The following is a 15,764-nucleotide window of genomic DNA, read 5'->3' as shown; positions in this document are numbered from 1 at the left end:
CACCCAGAGAGCGGGAGACCCCCACCGTATGAGGCCCCGGCGACCACGACTCAGATACTTGCTCTTCAGCGTCGGCCTGATTGCGTTCGGCATTGCTGGGGCGGTGTTCGACTTCCTGGTGCTTTCCACGATTGTGTGGGTGCTCTTCTGCGGAGTGGTGTGCCTGGTGTACGCCGCTCTTCTCTATCGGGTCGAACTGGCCGAATATCGCGAGCATCAGGCCATCTCTCCCGCAGAAGAGGAACCCACCCCGTAACCATCAGCCATAGTGGTGATGTCGTCATCGGAGACGTAGGCGGCCCGCACCCGCACCGGGGACGGTGAGCCCTCCATGCGGACGTAGGCCACCCCGGGAAGGGTGGGGTCGATCAGGTGGGCTTCCGCTCCGCGTTCGCGTGCTCCTTCGCCGAGGACCATGTCCACCTGCGATGCCTCGTCCAGGCGCAGGGCGACCTTGTCGGGGAAGAGGTTGCGCAGGTTCATGACCTCCTTACGCGGGTCCTGCAATGCGGCCAGGACGGCGAAGCCGACCGAACGCCCCTGCGAGGTCAGGGTGGCGATGGCGTTCTCCGCGCGGCGGCGCACACCCCGGTCGGGGTGATAGGCGGTCAGAAAGGCAACCTCGTCCAGGAGCACGACGACGAACGGGTCATCGGTGGTCGGGATGTGGGAGCGCTGTTTGCCCGCATAGCGTTCGGCCCGCTCCTGCATCTGCGCTACTGCCTTTTCGAGCAGGGCCACCGCGGATTCGCCGGTGTCGGCGTAGTGAGCGAACAGGTCGCGTCCGTAGGCCAACTCCATGCGCTTGGGATCAATCGCCCACACCTGCGCCGTTCCATCGGCCAGAGCGGGGAGGATGGCGCGCACGGTGGACCAGATCACCGATCCCTTGCCGGCCCCCGTCACGCCCACGACCAGGACGTGGGTTCCGTGCAGACGCAACAGCCACGGTGACCCGTCTTCCCTCTGGCCGACCGAGAGCGCGTCCAGGTCCGGGACCTCAGGAACTGGAAGGGCGTCCAGGGGTTCAGCCAACGTGTCGTGGCGAGGGAACTCCAACGTGATGTCCCGGGGACCGTTGACCACGACCCGGCAGGAGGGAGCGGCGAACCCGTGCGCCAACTCGGCCACGCGGTGCTCGAAGTCGGCCGGGGAGGTTCCGGCCACCAGCGAGACGCGCACGTAGTCGGCCCAGGAGTTACAGCGGACACGGCGGATACGGGGCAGGTAGCGGCGTTCCTGGTAGGACTCGGCCAGCCCGGAGATCACCAACACCGGCTGCCAGTGACGCCGGTACACGAACAGGTGCCGCCACCACGCCAGCAGACGCAAGGTGACGCAGGTGCGGTAGGAGTCCGGCCAGGTGCGCCACCACACCAGGGACACCACAACAGCGGCACCCCACAGAGCAGTGAGGCCGGGCCAGTCCAGCCACCACCACGCCCCGGCAGAAGCGGCCAGGCAGGCGAGCATGACCGGGAACCGGAACGGCAGGGTGAGAAGGAAGCGCACCAGCCGCCAGACCCAGGAGGCCAGGACCACGATCCCGGGAGTCTCCACGACGGGAGTGGTGAACCGTACTCCCTGGGCGGGAGTGGGGAGGGTCGGGGAGGTCTGGGCGGCCCCCACCTTGGGCTGACGCAGCATCACGCTTCACCGCCGTTGACGGTGTCGGTCTGGGCCAGGAGCCGGTCACGGGCCACACGGGCGCGAGCAGCGGCGCGAGCCGCGTCCGGGTTGGCGTCCCGCTCAGCGATGGCGGTGAACACCCGTGCCTTGAAGTCGAAGAACGCCGCCCGTTCAGCCGGTGTCGTGCGCGGCTTGTCGAACTCGGCGAGGAAGGCCCGGACCAACTGTGGTCCGGTCAGTGTGGACAGGTCGGGTCGGTTTTCGGACATACTGAGGACACCTCTTCACGAAGCTTGTGCAAGGGCTTGGGGAGGGGTTCACAGGGGCGGCTAGGTGTTGGCGCACCAGGCCGCCCCGTCTCATGTCTTGTGGCGGGTCAGGCGGCGTCCTTGGCCGCCGGAGCGCGACGACCGCCAGCGGTGCCGCCGGGAGCCTTCACGCCACGGGCGCGCAGCGAGTACGCCACCCGGGGACGACGGCCGTTGTCGTCGACGTAGGGCATGACCGCCATCGCCTCGAACTCGACCGGCCGGAAGGGCAGCCCCGGGACCTCGTCGGGCAGGGTCGGGCAGACCTCGGCGGCGACCTTGACCTTCACCGACTTGGCCTTGCCCCGTGCTTCGGGGTCGGCGTCGATCACGTCCACCGCCCACAGCGGCAACCCCGTGTCCTTGTCCAACTGGGGCCGCTTGGTCTCGAAGTCGGTGATCGCCTCCGCCCCGAGGGCGAAGGCACCGTGCGGGAACACCGTGCCGAACTCGACCGGCAACGCACCCTGGATAGCCATGCGGACTCCTCACCGCGCCTGTCGGCGCAAACGAAAGTGTGTGGTCGGTCGCGCCTTCCACAGCAGGAAGGACTGTGCGACCCACCACACACTAATCCGCACTTTTTATTTTGTATAGTACATGAAGTACTAGCTAGCACTCAGAGTGCGCCCACCCTTCTCGCGAGGCCGGTCAGCGCTGTTCCGGCGGGGTCCTGGATCGCCAGGAGGTCACCCACGACCTGTCGCACGATCGGGTGCGAGTGGACCTGCTCGGGCGTGATCCGCTCTGCCTCCTCCAGGGTGGCCACGGCGGCGTCGGCGTTGCGGCGTTGGAGCTGGGCGCGTGCCACGTCGATGAGGAAGCGGCCTCGGCGCTCCGGGGACAGGATGGACACGTCCACGCCGTCCGCAGCCCGCAGGGCCACGCCAGCGTCGCCCAGGTCCACCGCCACGGACACCTCGTGCAGACCCACGTTCGCCGGACCGAACTCGGTGTTGAAGTCGTTGCGCTCTCCGCCGATGGTGTCCGCGATCCGCTTGGCCTCGGCCACGTGCCGGTAGGCGACCGTGGCGTTGTTGCGGCGTGCGGCGGCGACCGCCCGTTGCAGGGTCAGCGCGCCGTAGACGGACATCGCTTCGGGGTTGCCCTCCTCCACCAGGCCGCCCAGAGCCTCACACGCGGTCTGTGCGGTGGCCTCCACCTGGTCGTAGTGGCGTGCCCCCTGGAAGGTCAGACACAGGCGGAACTCACCCGCCGCCATGAGGAGCGGGTCCTCCGCCCGTTCGGCCGCCGTGATGGCACGGTCGGCGGCGATCCACGCCGCTTCGTACTCGCCCAGGCGGGAGAGCGTGGAGGAGCAGGCCCGGTACGCGGCGTTGAGGAGACGGAACAGCTCCAGGCGCTCACCGTTGGGGACCGAGCGCGCGGCCGACTCCAGGTCGGGGATCAGCGACTCCAGGACCTCGGTCAGCTCCATGTAGGCACTAGCGTGCGTCAGCTCCCAGGCGCGGTCCACCCGCTGGCGAAGGCCGTCCATGTCGACCGACGCGGGATTGCGCCGCAGCAGCGCGGCCAGGGCGTGCGACCCGCTGAGGATGAGGCGCAGGCGACTACTGCCCGGAGGTTCCTCGTTGGAGGCGGCGACGATGGGCGCCTCGGCCGCCAGCTCGGAGACGGGGATCTCCAGGACCTCAGCCAGCTTTTCGAGGACCACCATCCGGTCGACCTTGCGCACCCCGCGTTCGACCTGGGACACCCAGGTCTCGGAGCGTCCCACGAGTCCGGCGAACTCCCGTTGGGAGAGCCCGCGCTGTCTGCGGTGCTTGGCCACCTTGCGGCCCAGCGCCTTCTGGTAGTCGGTACTCACTCCTGCACACCCTTGGCGTCCACCAGGTCCAGGAAGTCCACGTCCGCTGAGGCCAGGAACGCGCCGCGAGCGTCCAGGAAGCGCTTCACGTGCGGCTGCTCCTCGTGCGCCTCGAAGGCGGCGCGGTCGGCGTACAGCTCGTAGAAGATCCGCTCCAGCGGCTTGTCCTCCACCGTGTGGACCGCGTACACGAGCGTGCCCGGCTCGCTCTGGCGGATGTGCGGAAGCGTCTCCGCCACCAGGGCGTCGAAGCCGTCGGCGGCGGCCTCGTCCTTCAGCGTGAACCGCACAGACAGTCCGAACATGGGGCACTCTCCTCACTTCGACTACAAGACCCGTACTTATTGTGCGCGCAAACCAGTGCGCTACACACGCATTCAATGTACGGTAGCCGTACTAATAGTACTAGTCATGCAGCTCAGTGTCTGCCCCCTGCACCTAGAGCACGAGGTGAAACCCCATGTCCCTCCATGCAGACAGGCCCAACCGTACGGTGAGCGTCCACCACGGGTGGTTCTACGGCCGCCCCGAGCAGATCGCCGCAGTGCGTGCGTTCGTCCCCGAGCGGTTGGCGGACTGCCCTGTGTTGGACGATGTCGTACTACTCACGAGCGAGCTGGCGACCAACGCCGTCCGGCACACGCCGTCCAGTCTTCCTGGGGCGGGGTTCGGTGTCCTCGTCGAGCACGAGCACGGCCGCAGTGTGCGCGTTACCGTCCACGACGGCGGTTCGTATTTCGACGCCCCGTATGTGGCGCAGCCCGAACCCGACGCCGAACACGGTCGCGGCCTGTTCCTCGTTGACGCTCTGGCTACTTCATGGGGCAGCCACGCCACTCTGTCTGGTCGCAAGACTTGGTTTCTTGTCAACCTCTAAGAGTAGTTATTCTTCCCGCTCAACGGGAGACTCTATCTCGAGTAAGAGAACCCTCGTTACACCGTGCGCGAACATATTTCTCGCTAGCGCCAAGACATTGAGAAGAGTGTAGGAGAAGAGAAAGGTAGTAGCTCCAAAAAAAGCTATCTCCCATGGTGTTGGCAAGTGCTTTGAGAATGCCTTGTATGAGATTATTGAGAATATTGTACCAATGGCCACTCCGATGACTATAATAAAAGGTGAGTAGAAGCTGTGAATTCTTCCTGTGCTCCTTTGGATGAAGCGTGAGTATGAGTCGGATAGGAGGGCTGCGACTATTGCAAAAGCCGCGAAAAGCACTCCTAGTATGCCTGTTGTGGTTCCGAGTAGGTCGTTTGCCAGAGATATCCTTTCTTCTACGCTCAGGAACTTGTGGCACAAAAAAGCGGCGGCAGGGGATATTATTAGCGCTGCCGCGCCTTCGATTCCGATGAGCTGGCCAACTGGAGAGGATTTCAGGTTGTACCAGAAGCCAAATTGATACTTTCTTAGTTCCCTATTCATTTGTTCTCAAGTTTTCGCGGAGAAACTTCTCCCCTCGGGCTTTGACGTGACTCTTGATGACATTCATTATTTGTGGCCACAGGGCGGGCATGTCGTCAGTGTTTGCGCGCTGTACGTTCTTCCTCTGGTCGTAAACGACTTTCCTTCCGTTCCTTATCCCGCGAGCCGTGGCGTAGCCGTACGCGCGTTCGCTCATGGCGATGTGATTGGATACTCGTTCATTTTGCTGTATGTTCTCAAGTCCACTGCTGTCTACGGCTTCGACTACTTGTTGTATTTTTCTGGCCCGCATGGAATTCATGTCTTCCCACACTTTTCCAAATTCGTCTAGGCCATCGGGGTTGGGTAGTTTCGCGACGAGGTTGATTTGTTGAACTGAGTCGACTTCCCGCAGCCACTGGGTGAACTTTTTATTATCTGGAAGGGGCTCTACGGACCATTCCGTTGAAGGCCAACTCCTCCTCTGCTCTCCCATGTTCATAATTTCCTGGAAAACCACTGGTAGTGTTTTTTCGTCAAACGATGGGTGCTTGAGGACTCCGAGAATTCTTGATTTGCTGTCAAAGCAAAAAGCGGACCGCCCCGAGGAGTCTCTGTCTCTGGTGACGTCGACCCAACGCTTACTTTCGGGGTCGTACTCGTCTTGTGTCTCGCTGCCGTCCCGCCTCCAGCCGATCTGCCCCATTAGGGTTTCCTCGTTGTCTGCAATTTCTCTATTTCCGAGGAGCCAGTTCCTTTTGTTTCCGCGACCCGAAGAAACTACTTCTCCGAATAGAAGAACCTCTGTTAGGTGATCCATTACTGAGTCGGGCTGCTCGGCGTTTAGGGATGGATTTTGCAGTGGTCGACGGTTTACTCGATAAAAAAGAATGGTTCCATTCTTTCCTGCGAACCAGGGATCTTCCTTTGTGGTCTCAGTTGGTGGCAAGTCACTTCCTCGGTGCCGAATTGGGCTGTATGAGATCAAGGCGACGGCGCGAGCGCCGTCGCAGCGGCCTCCGGCCGCCGCTCGGGCTGCGGGCTGCCGCCCGGTCCCGAGCGCACGGCCGTAGGCCGCACGCACGCAACATCTGTTGGACAGGCCCGTACGGCGAGCGGGGCCAGAGCTGTCCGACCCGTCTATGGTGACGTAGGGCATACACGCCTGTCAGGGCATTTGGTCCCAAAGGTCGATGACGTGCTCAGATCCCGAGGCACCCGATAGCGGGCTACGACTGTCTGGGGTGACCGCCGCGTCGCTATCGGGCACCTCGGCCCGGAACCGTGGTTGCCGAAGTCCCGCGGCCGGGGGAGTGGCGGCAGACGGAGGAGCGCACGCGCGGCACTGCTGTGGCGGACCGCCTTCCCCTACGTCAGGGCAGGCCGGAGACACATTGAAGTGACAGCAGCGGTGACAGCAACGACAGCAACCGGGGATGGACTCACCCGGACCCGAACGGATATCCACCCCGCAGGCCAGCACGGCGACCCACCACCTACCCCGCCTGAAAAGCGGAAGGTCGGCGGTTCGACCCCGCCCCTAGCCACTCACACTGAGCAGTACCGGCGCCCGGAGACCATCAGGTCCCGGGCGTTTTCGATGTTCCCGACCTGGTCCGTCAGGCGGTTCCCCCCGGCCCAGGCGGCGATCTCGGCGCGGTTGCGCAGTCAGGACACCGGGATGCCGGGGTGGACCCGCACGGAACGTCGATCGCCTCCGTGACACCGGCGACGATGTTCGTGCGTCGGAGAGAGACCGGACGGACCCACACGCCGTGGTCGGCGGCGACCTGTTCGGCCACCTCCTGCGCCAGCGGTTGCGCGAGGCGTCCGGCCCGGGTGGACCTGCCCGTGGGAGCGGGCGTCAGGCGCCCCTCGAACGACCAAGGAAGAGGCCGGATGCAACCGTGGTCGGTGCCGCCCCTGCTCGTGACGACCGTTCTCAGCCTGACCGCGTCGGTACTGTCGCTCAGCCACGGCCATGTGGTGCCGGTCCCGCTCCTCGTGTTCAACACCCTGTTCTTCGCGGTGTTCCTGGCCGGGCACGGAAGGAAGCGAGGAAGCGCGAATCCCGGGCCGCTCCTCCGCCCGAGGAGAAACCTGCCCCGGACCCTCCGACCAGCACGACCGAGCACACGCACGGAACAGGAGTCTCCACCGCATGAAAGCTTCCTGGGAACCACCGCTGCTGTTCATGGCCCTGATCAACCTGGCGGGGTCGGCCCTGGCGTTCGTGGAGGTTCTGGTGTTCCCAGGGCTCATGCTCCTCGGTAACGCCGGAATCTTCTTCGTGCTACTGGACAAGGTGAGGAAGCAGGAGAAGCGGCACGCGCCTGACAACGCCCCTCCCTCAGCCGCCCCGTAGCCGTCCGTCATCGTCGTGACATCCCCGCCCGAGACGCAGGAGCCCGGGCCGGAGGTGACGGGTCCTCCGGGCGGGCGTAGGCGACGCCGAAGGGCCGGGCGAGCGGCTGTGGCGCTGGGCGGCCTGGGGCACGGTCCCGCGCCCGGCGCACCGCGTCGTATGCGTGGTTCTTCGGGTAGTGTCCGGGTCCGTGAGCCACGTGACCACCGCTGACGGAACCCGCATCTGGTACGACGCCCGCGGGGAGGGAGATCCCCTCCTGCTCCTCAACGGGCAGTCCCTCGACCACGAGATGTGGGACGGGGTGCACACCGAGCTGGCGCGGCGCCACCGGGTCGTGCGGATGGACTTCCGCGGCACCGGCGGCAGCGACGCGCCCCTCGACGACCCCTACACCTTCGAACTGTTCGTGGGCGACGCCCTCGCCGTCCTGGATGAGCTGGGGATCACCCGGACGCACGTCTACGGGTTCTCCATGGGCGGCAAGGTCGCCCAGACCCTCGCCGCCACGGCGCCCGAACGCCTCGGCTCGCTGGTCCTGGGAGCCACGGCTCCCGGAGGCCGCAACGAGGTCGAGCGCCCGAGGTCGTCCACCCTGGCACTGCGCCGGGCCGGCACGGCCGAGGGACGCGACATGGTCGCCGAGCTCTTCTACACCCCCGCGTGGGCGGACGCCCACCCCGACACGGTCACCCGCATCCTGCCGCGCGGGCCGCTGCGCGCCCAGCGCCTGCACTTCGGCGCGAGCACGGGCTACGACGGCTGGGACCTGCTGCCCGGCATCGGGGCGCCGACCCTGGTCGTGCACGGCGAGGACGACGTCCTCACCCCGGTCGGCAACGCCGCACTCCTGGCGGAGAGGATCCCCGGCGCCCGGCTGCTGGTCCTGCCCGGGGTGCGGCACGGCTACCTGCACGAGGCCGGGGCCAAGGCCACGCGCGAGGTCCTGGACTTCCTCGCGGAGCACCCGCTCCGCGCACGCGACTGACCGGAGCGACCGGGGGCCGCCGCGCGGCGGGGCGGGTGCCCGCCGGACACGTTCTAGGGGAGTGGCGGCCCCTGCTGGAGGTCGTTGCGGACCCTGTCCAGGAGGCGCCGGTCGCGCTTGGTCGGCCGTCCCGCGCCACGGTCCCGCCTGATGAGGGGCACGGCCGCCTGCGGCGGCTGGGCGGGTGTGTTGTCGACGTAGCAGCGGGTCGCGATCTGCGCTCCCACGCGCTTTTCGATGACATGGCTCACATCGACCATGCGGGTGACTCCGTGCATGCGGACGCGGACCTTGTCGCCGGCCCTGACGGTGGTGGCGGGCTTGGCCGGGCGGTCGTTGACGCGCACGTGCCCGCCACGGCAGGCCTGGGCGGCGTCCGAGCGGGTCTTGGTCAGGCGCACGGCCCACAGCCAGCGGTCGACCCGGGTGCTCTCCGGTCCCGACGGCAGGGGGGCCGATGACTCGTTCACGCCGGTTCCTCTCGCTTCTCTGGGACGTTGTGGGCCACTCTAGGCGGCCACCGGTACGAAGTACTCCGAAGTCGCGCTAGAGTTGTACCCGCAGCGAGGTCCTGTGGAGCAGTTAGGAGTGCTCGCCACCCTGTCAAGGTGGAGGCCGCGGGTTCAAATCCCGTCAGGACCGCGTGAGGAAGGCCCGGTGTCCACAGACACCGGGCCTTCGGCTTTCTCCGGCCAGTACGGAAGGGCAGAGGTACGTTGAGCTACCGGTACGCCGTCGAGCGGACCGACCATTCGGTGCTGGCGAGCGGACACGTGCTGCGCTCCGCCCCGGGCTTTCCCGGCTTTCCCGTACGGCTGGCCAGCGAGCTGTTCCAGCGGGCGATGGTGCACACCGGCCGGGAGGCCGTACGCCTCTGGGACCCCTGCTGCGGCAGCGGATACCTCGCGACGGTACTGGGCTTCCTGCACCGGGACCGCCTCACCCACGTGCGCGCCTCGGACGTGGACGCCGACGCGGTCGCCCTGGCCGAGCGCAACCTGCGGCTGCTGACCGGGGAGGGACTCGTGGAACGCGAGGAGGAGCTGCGCCGGTCCGCCCGGGACTTCGGCCGGGTGACCTTCGTGGAGCGGGCCGAGGCCGCCCGCGACCTGGCCGCCGGACTGGCCGCGATGGGCGGTGACCTGCCCTCCGAGACGGCGGTGGCGGACGTGTTCTCCCTGACGGAGCCCGTGGACGCCGACCTGGTGGTGACGGACGTGCCCTACGGCGAGATGACCCGGTGGGCGGGCGCCGTTCCGGGTGAGGATCCGATGCGGGGATTCCTGAGGTCCCTGGGGCGGGTGCTGCCCGAGCGCGCCGTGGCGGTGGTGACCGCCAGGACCCGGCGCGTCGCGCTGCCGGAGGGCGTGCGCGCACTGGAGCGGGTGAGGGTCGGCAACCGCGCGGCGGTGCTGGTCCGCGCACGCGACATCGCCCAGTAGGGCGTGCCCTGCGGGGGCACCGCCCACCCGTCACCCTCCACCACCCTCAACGGACGGCCTGCGGCCGCGGCTCCTCCCTCTTCGTCACCCTCCACCACCCTCAACGGACGGCCTGCGGCCGCGGCCCCTCCCGTCTGCGCCACGGGTTTTCCGACTCCTTCTGGTTTGCGGTGATTCTCGGCCACCACGGTGTGGGATACGTGACATCCGACGCAGACGAGGCATATTCGTTAGCGGAAGCGGTGACCACTGGTCTCCGCAGTGTTCCTCCCTCGCACGGCGACTCCCGGGCGCACACGCCGCCCGGTCCCGCGGGTCGGTGACGGCCGCCCCGCGGACTCCTTCCCGATGGCGACACCGAGGCGGTGACAACGGCAGGGAAGCCGCACCGCGTGAGGGGGCGGACGATGAGCACCACCACAGACGGCGCGAACGAGAACACGGCGGGCGGGGGCACGCCGGACGAGAGCGTGCGCGGCACCGCAGGATGGCTGGAGGCGGACCGGGACGCGCGCAGGGCCCACCGGACCGCGGTCACCCGCCAGGCCGCCTCCGTCCTGCTGGGCCATCCCGGCCAGGCCTTCTTCGAACGCCTGCCACTGGTGGCCCGGGCGGTCGCCGAACTGCCCTGGAGCGCGGTGCGCACGGCGCTCCGCGAGTTCTGCGAGCACGCGTCCACCACGCCCGAGCCGGAGCTGCGCGGGCACTACGCGGACGTGTTCGGCCGGCGGTCCCTGCACCTGACCCGCTACGGGGGCACCTCCGCGCGCGACCGCGCCCTGTCCGAGGTCGCGCGCGTGTACGCCGACGCGGGCTGGACGGCGCCCTCCGACGAACCGCCCGACCACCTGGCGGTCGTCCTGGAGTTCGCCGCCCGCGCCGACGCCCGCACGGGCGAGGCGCTGCTCCTGCGCCTGCGCCCCGGGCTGGACCTGCTGGGCGAGGCCCTGCACGACCACGGGACCCCGTACGCGCGTGTCCTGGACGCCGTCCGGATGACCCTGCCGACCCCGCACGGACGCCCCGACGGGGGACGGCCGCCGCACCGGCTCGCCCTTCTCCGCCCGCCCGCCCCGGGTCCGCTCTCCGGGAAGGCGAGCCCGCTCACCGCAGCCGTGGATCCGGAGGCGGTCCCGAACGGGACGCGGATTCCACTGCCGCGGACCGGCACGGACACCGGTGCCCGGACCGGGACCGACGCCTCCGACCGGCTCGGGGGAGAACCGTAGGCGACGCGGTCCGACCGCACCGCCACCAGCACGTACGACAAGGAGAGCCGTCACCATGGAGCTGTTCCCGGACCTGCCCCTCGACGCCTGGCGGGACACCAAGCAGACCCTGCACCGCTTCGAGCAGATCGTCGGCAAGGTGCGCCTGCACCACAGCCCGCGCCGCAACCACTGGTGGAACGTGCCCTTCCACCTCACCGGCAGCGGGATCACCTCACGCCCCATGGGGCTGACGGACGGCAACCCGGTCTTCACCGTGGACTTCGACTTCGTCCGCCACCAGCTGACCGTCTCGTCCCTGGACGGCGGCGCGGTCTCCTTCCCGCTCCAGGGCAACAGCGTGGCCTCGTTCTACCTGAGGTTCCAGTCCGCGCTGGACAGCCTGGGCGTGGACGGCAGCATCCCCACGGCGCACCCCTTCGACCTGCCCGACGCCGACCGCCCGTTCGCGCAGGACCGCGAACACGCCACCTACGTTCCCGAGCAGGCCACCCGCTACTGGCAGGTGCTCAGCCAGGTCAACATGCTGCTGGAGGAGTTCGCCGCCGGATTCTCGGGCAAGACCAGCCCCGTGCACCACTTCTGGCACACCTTCGACATCGCGGTCACCCGCTTCTCCCCGCACACGGTTCCGCAGCCGAGAGAGGCGGGCCGGGTGGTGCGCGAGGCGTACTCGCGCGAGGTCGTCAGCTTCGGCTTCTGGTTCGGCGACGACGACGTCCCCGAACCCTGCTTCTACTCCTACACCGCCCCCGAACCGGAGGGGCTCGCCGAGCAGCCGCTCAGCCCGGCCGGGGCCGAGTGGCTCCCCAGCGGCGACGGGCACCTGGCCCTGCTGCGCTACGCCGACGCGCGCAAGGCGCAGGACCCGCGGGCGGCCGTGCTGGAGTTCATGGAGAGCGCCTACCGGGCGGGCGCGGGGCTGGCCGGGTGGGACATCGAGGCACTGGCCTGCCCCGGCGGGGCCACCGACCCCTACCTCGGCGGACGGTGAACCCCGCGCGGCGGGCGCGTGACCCGTGCTTCCGGCCGGGGCCTCGCCCCCCACCGTCCGGAGCAGGCGTCCTCGGGGGTGTGCGCGGCGGATATGTGTGGGAACGTGGGCATCGGGCTCACGCGCACACCCGTGCGCGGACGCAGGGAGCAGGAGAGTGCCATGGACCTGACGGTTACCGACGTGCCGGAGCGGTCGCGCTACGAAGTGAGCGCCGACGGAACGGTGGTGGGGTTCTGCGCCTACCACCTGATCGACGAGGGCGTGTACGCCCTGCCGCACGTGGAGGTCGACACGGCCTTCGAGGGCCGGGGCGTGGCCAGCCACCTCATGCGCGAGTCCCTGGACCACATCCGGGAGCGCGGGCTCAAGGTGGTGCCGATCTGCCCGTTCGCGCAGGCCTACATCAAGAGGAACCCGTCCTACGCGGACCTGGTCCACGAGGGCTGAGCCGCGGGCCCCCGGGAGCCCGTGTGCGGCCCGCCGGGTGAGGTGCAGTAACGGGAAGATCACCATCAGACCACAGCACGCACCGGATGGTGACTCCTCGCACTTCACGGGTATGTGAGGGCGGTTGTCCTCTTTAGGAGCAAGGAGTTCCGTTCCCGTGTTAGTCGCAGACGCAACGTCCACCGTCGGTGTACGCATCACCGAGGCCATCGGCACGTTCAACAACGACTTCTTCTGGTCCTGGGTGCTGATCCCGCTGCTGGTGCTGGTCAGCCTCTACGTCACGATCAGGACGGGAGTCGTCCAGATCCGCATGTTCCCGGAGATGTTCCGGGTGCTGCGCAGCCAGCCCGAGATCGCCCCTGACGGCAAGAGGGCCGTCTCCTCGATCCAGGCGTTCATGGTCTCGGCCGCCGCCCGCATCGGCACCGGCAACATCGTCGGTGTGGCGGTCGCCATCTCCCTGGGCGGCCCGGGCGCCGTCTTCTGGATGTGGCTGATGGCGATCGTGGTCTCCGGAGCCAGCTTCGTCGAGTCCACCCTGGCCCAGCTCTACAAGGTCCGGGACTCCACGGGCTACCGGGGCGGTCCGGCCTACTACATGGAGCGCGGACTCGGCCAGCGCTGGATGGGCGTGCTGTTCGCCATCGTGCTCATCATGACCTTCCCGATGGTCTTCAACGCGGTGCAGAGCAACACCATCTCCGGTGCCGTGGCCAACTCCTCCGAGAGCCTGGGCACGGGCACGGGCGTGTGGGTGTCGGTCATCGTCGGTGCCGTGGTCGTCCTGCTCACCGCGCTGGTGATCTTCGGCGGCATCCGCCGGATCGCGCACACGGCCCAGGCCCTGATCCCGGCCTTCGCGGCGATCTACCTGCTGCTGGGCGTGATCATCGTGGGGATGAACTACGACCAGATCCCGGCGATGTTCGCGCTGATCCTCGAACACGCCTTCGGCGTCCGCGAGTTCGCCGCCGCCGGCCTGGCCACGGTGGTCATCCAGGGCGTGCGCCGGGGGATGTTCTCCAACGAGGCGGGGCTCGGCTCGGCCCCGATCGCCGCGGCGAGCGCCTCGGTCACCCACCCCGTCAAGCAGGGCCTGGTGCAGAGCCTGGGCGTCTACTTCGACACCCTCGTGGTCTGCTCCATCACGGCCTTCATCATCCTCATCGGTTACCAGAGCGACTCCGACGTGCAGCTGGAGGGCGACCTCACCCAGCTCGCGGTCACCTCCGCGCTGGGCCCCTGGGCGCTGCACCTCATGACGCTGATCGTCGTCATCGTCGCGTTCACGTCGGTGCTGGGCAACTACTACTACGGCGAGTCGAACCTGGAGTACCTGACCAACAGCCAGGGCGTCCTCGTCGGCTACAAGGTGGTCTTCCTCATCGCCAGCTTCCTGGGCGCCCTGGGCTCGATCGACCTGGTCTGGACCCTGGCGGACACGACCATGGGCATGATGGCGCTGGTCAACCTCATCGCCATCACGCCACTGGCGGCCACGGCGGCACGTCTGCTCAAGGACTACACCGACCAGCGGCGCCAGGGCATCGACCCCGTGTTCACGCGGGACCGGCTGACCGGCGTGCGGGGCTCCGTGGAGTGCTGGGAGCCCGGGTGGCAGGAGTCCACGGACAAGGCGGGCCAGGCCTCCTCCTGACCGGGCCCGGACCGATCGGCTGAACGGGGCGGAGGGCCGTGCGCCCTCCGCCCCACGAGCTTCCCAGACACCGGCTTTCGGTGACGAAACCCGCCAGGTGAGGCGTTTTCGTGCATCCGTGTTCTTTCGGTCACGACGAATAATCGCTAGTGTTCTGGGTCACAGTTGTGGCGGCCCGTGTGTCTCGTCGAGGGAGTCCGATGTCCATCGTCTCAATCGAGCCCGCCACCGCCGAGCGGTGGGAAGACCTGGAGAACCTGTTCGGACCGACGGGAGCGTACGGGCACTGCTGGTGCACGTTCTTTCGCAGGCGCGCCAAGGACCACACGGCGAGCACCTCCTGTGAGCGTTCCAGGCGGGGAGTGGACAACAAGGAGGAGTTGCGGCGCCTGACCCTGGAGGGCCGGATACCGGGCCTGCTGGCCTACGACGAGGACGGCCCGTGCGGCTGGGTCTCCGTGGCCCCGCGCGAGGACTTCATCCGGCTGTCGCGGTCGCGGTCCCTGCGCCCGGCCGATCCCCACGAGCCGGGCGTGTGGGCACTGGTCTGCTTCTGGCTGCCGCCCCGGCGGCGCAGGCGCGGTCTGGGCAGCCGCCTCCTGGACGGGGCGATCGAGTACGCCCGCGCCAACGGGGCCCGCGTCCTGGAGGCCTACCCGGTGGACACGGCCGGGGGCAGGGCTCCCAGCGCCGAGGTCTACACGGGCACGGTGGAGATGTTCCAGCGGGCCGGGTTCACGCTCAACGGGCACCACGTGAGCGAGCGCGTGGTCGCACGCCTGGAGTTGAAGGCCGAGTAACCGCCCCAGGCCCCGTCGAACCCCGCAGTCCCCCGCCCCCGCGATCCCCCGTCCCCGCGCCCCCACTTTCGCCCCCGTCCCCGCGATCCCCCGTCTCCTTCCGTCCCCGTGTCCCTCCTCCCCTCGGAGCCGGGACCCGGCCCCGCACGCCCGCGACGGCGGGGGTGCCCGGAACCGGACGGACGGCCCCGAGGCCCCCGCACGGCGTGCGGGGGCCTTCGCCGTGTCCAGGACAGCCTCAGCCAGGTACCCCCGGTAGGTACCGTGGCGATCCGGGGGCGCGAGCCCCGCGCCGGGTGGTGACGGCCGCTTTTCCTGGGAGTCTCCTCCTCCGAGCGGGGCGCGGTCCACGTGTCGGCGTTTGACAAACATATACCCCTAAGGGGTATGTTGTGGTTATCGGAGGGCGGCCCCAGGGGGGCCGACACACCACACATGCCCCAGGAGGCGAAATGGCTGCCACCACCACCGCTGTTTACACCGTTGACGGCATGAGCTGCGGGCACTGCGTCAACGCGGTCACCGAGGAGGTCGGCGAGGTCGCGGGAGTCACCGACGTCGAGGTCGACCTCGCCAACAAGAAGGTGACCGTCACCAGCGACGGCCCCGTCGACGACGGGTCGGTCCGCGCCGCCATCGACGAGGCCGGATACGAGGTCCGTGACTGACACG

The 15,764-nt window shown here is 68.1% G+C and carries 19 protein-coding genes and 2 tRNA genes; 13 read left to right on the top strand and 8 right to left on the bottom strand.

Going from position 1 to position 15,764, the window contains the following annotated elements; translation table 11 throughout:
* Positions 1 to 58 precede the first annotated feature (58 nt).
* The gene (locus A6A08_RS27285; RefSeq protein WP_143181633.1) at positions 59 to 256 is read left to right on the top strand and encodes a hypothetical protein; all 198 of its coding nucleotides are present in this window, start codon (positions 59 to 61) and stop codon (positions 254 to 256) included.
* Here A6A08_RS27285 and A6A08_RS01980 read toward each other — a convergent pair.
* The 5 genes from A6A08_RS01980 to A6A08_RS01960 form a co-directional block, all read right to left on the bottom strand.
* Complete coding sequence (locus A6A08_RS01980) at positions 217 to 1,647, bottom strand: FtsK/SpoIIIE domain-containing protein (protein WP_073700746.1); 1,431 nt, start codon at positions 1,645 to 1,647, stop codon at positions 217 to 219. The genes A6A08_RS27285 and A6A08_RS01980 overlap by 40 nt on opposite strands.
* Positions 1,647 to 1,898, bottom strand: a complete 252-nt coding sequence (locus A6A08_RS01975; RefSeq protein ID WP_073700745.1) for a hypothetical protein — start codon at positions 1,896 to 1,898, stop codon at positions 1,647 to 1,649. The genes A6A08_RS01980 and A6A08_RS01975 overlap by 1 nt, the downstream gene beginning before the upstream one ends.
* 107 nt (positions 1,899 to 2,005) lie before the next feature.
* Complete coding sequence (locus tag A6A08_RS01970; RefSeq protein WP_073700744.1) at positions 2,006 to 2,416, bottom strand: plasmid replication, integration and excision activator; 411 nt, start codon at positions 2,414 to 2,416, stop codon at positions 2,006 to 2,008.
* A 140-nt stretch (positions 2,417 to 2,556) separates the two neighbouring features.
* The gene (locus A6A08_RS01965; protein WP_073700743.1) at positions 2,557 to 3,765 is read right to left on the bottom strand and encodes a helix-turn-helix domain-containing protein; all 1,209 of its coding nucleotides are present in this window, start codon (positions 3,763 to 3,765) and stop codon (positions 2,557 to 2,559) included.
* A complete protein-coding gene (locus A6A08_RS01960) occupies positions 3,762 to 4,070 on the bottom strand; it encodes a putative quinol monooxygenase (RefSeq protein ID WP_073700742.1) in 309 nt (102 codons plus the stop codon). Before A6A08_RS01960 ends, A6A08_RS01965 begins: the two co-directional genes overlap by 4 nt.
* A gap of 155 nt (positions 4,071 to 4,225) precedes the next feature.
* Between A6A08_RS01960 and A6A08_RS01955 the strand changes: the two genes are divergently transcribed.
* Positions 4,226 to 4,642, top strand: a complete 417-nt coding sequence (locus tag A6A08_RS01955; protein WP_073700741.1) for an ATP-binding protein — start codon at positions 4,226 to 4,228, stop codon at positions 4,640 to 4,642.
* A gap of 6 nt (positions 4,643 to 4,648) precedes the next feature.
* Here A6A08_RS01955 and A6A08_RS27280 read toward each other — a convergent pair whose 3' ends face one another.
* Both A6A08_RS27280 and A6A08_RS27275 read right to left on the bottom strand, forming a co-directional pair.
* A complete protein-coding gene (locus A6A08_RS27280) occupies positions 4,649 to 5,185 on the bottom strand; it encodes a hypothetical protein (protein WP_143181632.1) in 537 nt (178 codons plus the stop codon).
* Positions 5,178 to 6,113, bottom strand: coding sequence for a hypothetical protein (locus tag A6A08_RS27275; RefSeq protein ID WP_143181631.1), 936 nt, complete (start codon positions 6,111 to 6,113; stop codon positions 5,178 to 5,180). Before A6A08_RS27275 ends, A6A08_RS27280 begins: the two co-directional genes overlap by 8 nt.
* 525 nt (positions 6,114 to 6,638) lie before the next feature.
* Here A6A08_RS27275 and A6A08_RS27845 point away from each other — a divergent pair.
* The 3 genes from A6A08_RS27845 to A6A08_RS01945 all read left to right on the top strand — a co-directional run bounded on the left by A6A08_RS27845 (position 6,639) and on the right by A6A08_RS01945 (position 8,517).
* Positions 6,639 to 6,711, top strand: a tRNA-Ser gene (locus A6A08_RS27845).
* Between the two features lie 614 nt (positions 6,712 to 7,325).
* Positions 7,326 to 7,529, top strand: a complete 204-nt coding sequence (locus tag A6A08_RS01950) for a hypothetical protein (RefSeq protein ID WP_073700740.1) — start codon at positions 7,326 to 7,328, stop codon at positions 7,527 to 7,529.
* 178 nt (positions 7,530 to 7,707) lie between these two features.
* Positions 7,708 to 8,517, top strand: coding sequence for an alpha/beta fold hydrolase (locus A6A08_RS01945; RefSeq protein ID WP_199866816.1), 810 nt, complete (start codon positions 7,708 to 7,710; stop codon positions 8,515 to 8,517).
* Between the two features lie 53 nt (positions 8,518 to 8,570).
* Here A6A08_RS01945 and A6A08_RS01940 read toward each other — a convergent pair whose 3' ends face one another.
* Positions 8,571 to 8,987, bottom strand: a complete 417-nt coding sequence (locus A6A08_RS01940; protein ID WP_073700738.1) for an RNA-binding S4 domain-containing protein — start codon at positions 8,985 to 8,987, stop codon at positions 8,571 to 8,573.
* Positions 8,988 to 9,084: 97 nt separating this feature from the next.
* Between A6A08_RS01940 and A6A08_RS01935 the strand changes: the two genes are divergently transcribed.
* The 8 genes from A6A08_RS01935 to A6A08_RS01900 all read left to right on the top strand — a co-directional run bounded on the left by A6A08_RS01935 (position 9,085) and on the right by A6A08_RS01900 (position 15,760).
* Positions 9,085 to 9,159, top strand: a tRNA-Asp gene (locus A6A08_RS01935).
* Between the two features lie 74 nt (positions 9,160 to 9,233).
* On the top strand, positions 9,234 to 9,959 hold the full coding sequence (locus tag A6A08_RS01930; RefSeq protein WP_073700737.1) for an rRNA methyltransferase: 726 nt from the start codon (positions 9,234 to 9,236) through the stop codon (positions 9,957 to 9,959).
* Positions 9,960 to 10,366: 407 nt separating this feature from the next.
* Positions 10,367 to 11,188, top strand: coding sequence for a nitrate reductase molybdenum cofactor assembly chaperone (locus A6A08_RS01925; RefSeq protein ID WP_073700736.1), 822 nt, complete (start codon positions 10,367 to 10,369; stop codon positions 11,186 to 11,188).
* Positions 11,189 to 11,243: 55 nt separating this feature from the next.
* On the top strand, positions 11,244 to 12,182 hold the full coding sequence (locus A6A08_RS01920; RefSeq protein ID WP_073700735.1) for a DUF5996 family protein: 939 nt from the start codon (positions 11,244 to 11,246) through the stop codon (positions 12,180 to 12,182).
* 162 nt (positions 12,183 to 12,344) lie between these two features.
* Positions 12,345 to 12,632 carry a GNAT family N-acetyltransferase gene (locus A6A08_RS01915; RefSeq protein ID WP_073700734.1) on the top strand — a complete coding sequence of 96 codons (288 nt, stop codon included), beginning with the start codon at positions 12,345 to 12,347 and terminating at the stop codon, positions 12,630 to 12,632.
* Between the two features lie 157 nt (positions 12,633 to 12,789).
* Positions 12,790 to 14,292, top strand: coding sequence for a sodium:alanine symporter family protein (locus A6A08_RS01910; RefSeq protein ID WP_073700733.1), 1,503 nt, complete (start codon positions 12,790 to 12,792; stop codon positions 14,290 to 14,292).
* A gap of 200 nt (positions 14,293 to 14,492) precedes the next feature.
* The gene (locus tag A6A08_RS01905; protein ID WP_073700732.1) at positions 14,493 to 15,092 is read left to right on the top strand and encodes a GNAT family N-acetyltransferase; all 600 of its coding nucleotides are present in this window, start codon (positions 14,493 to 14,495) and stop codon (positions 15,090 to 15,092) included.
* Between the two features lie 452 nt (positions 15,093 to 15,544).
* The gene (locus A6A08_RS01900) at positions 15,545 to 15,760 is read left to right on the top strand and encodes a heavy-metal-associated domain-containing protein (protein ID WP_073700731.1); all 216 of its coding nucleotides are present in this window, start codon (positions 15,545 to 15,547) and stop codon (positions 15,758 to 15,760) included.
* Positions 15,761 to 15,764: the final 4 nt, after the last annotated feature.

Origin of the sequence: Nocardiopsis sp. TSRI0078 (assembly GCF_001905145.1) — a bacterium.
In the GTDB taxonomy this organism is placed as follows: domain Bacteria; phylum Actinomycetota; class Actinomycetes; order Streptosporangiales; family Streptosporangiaceae; genus Nocardiopsis.
Note: the sequence above shows the minus strand (reverse complement) of the source record. Positions and strands in the feature narration are given on the sequence as shown.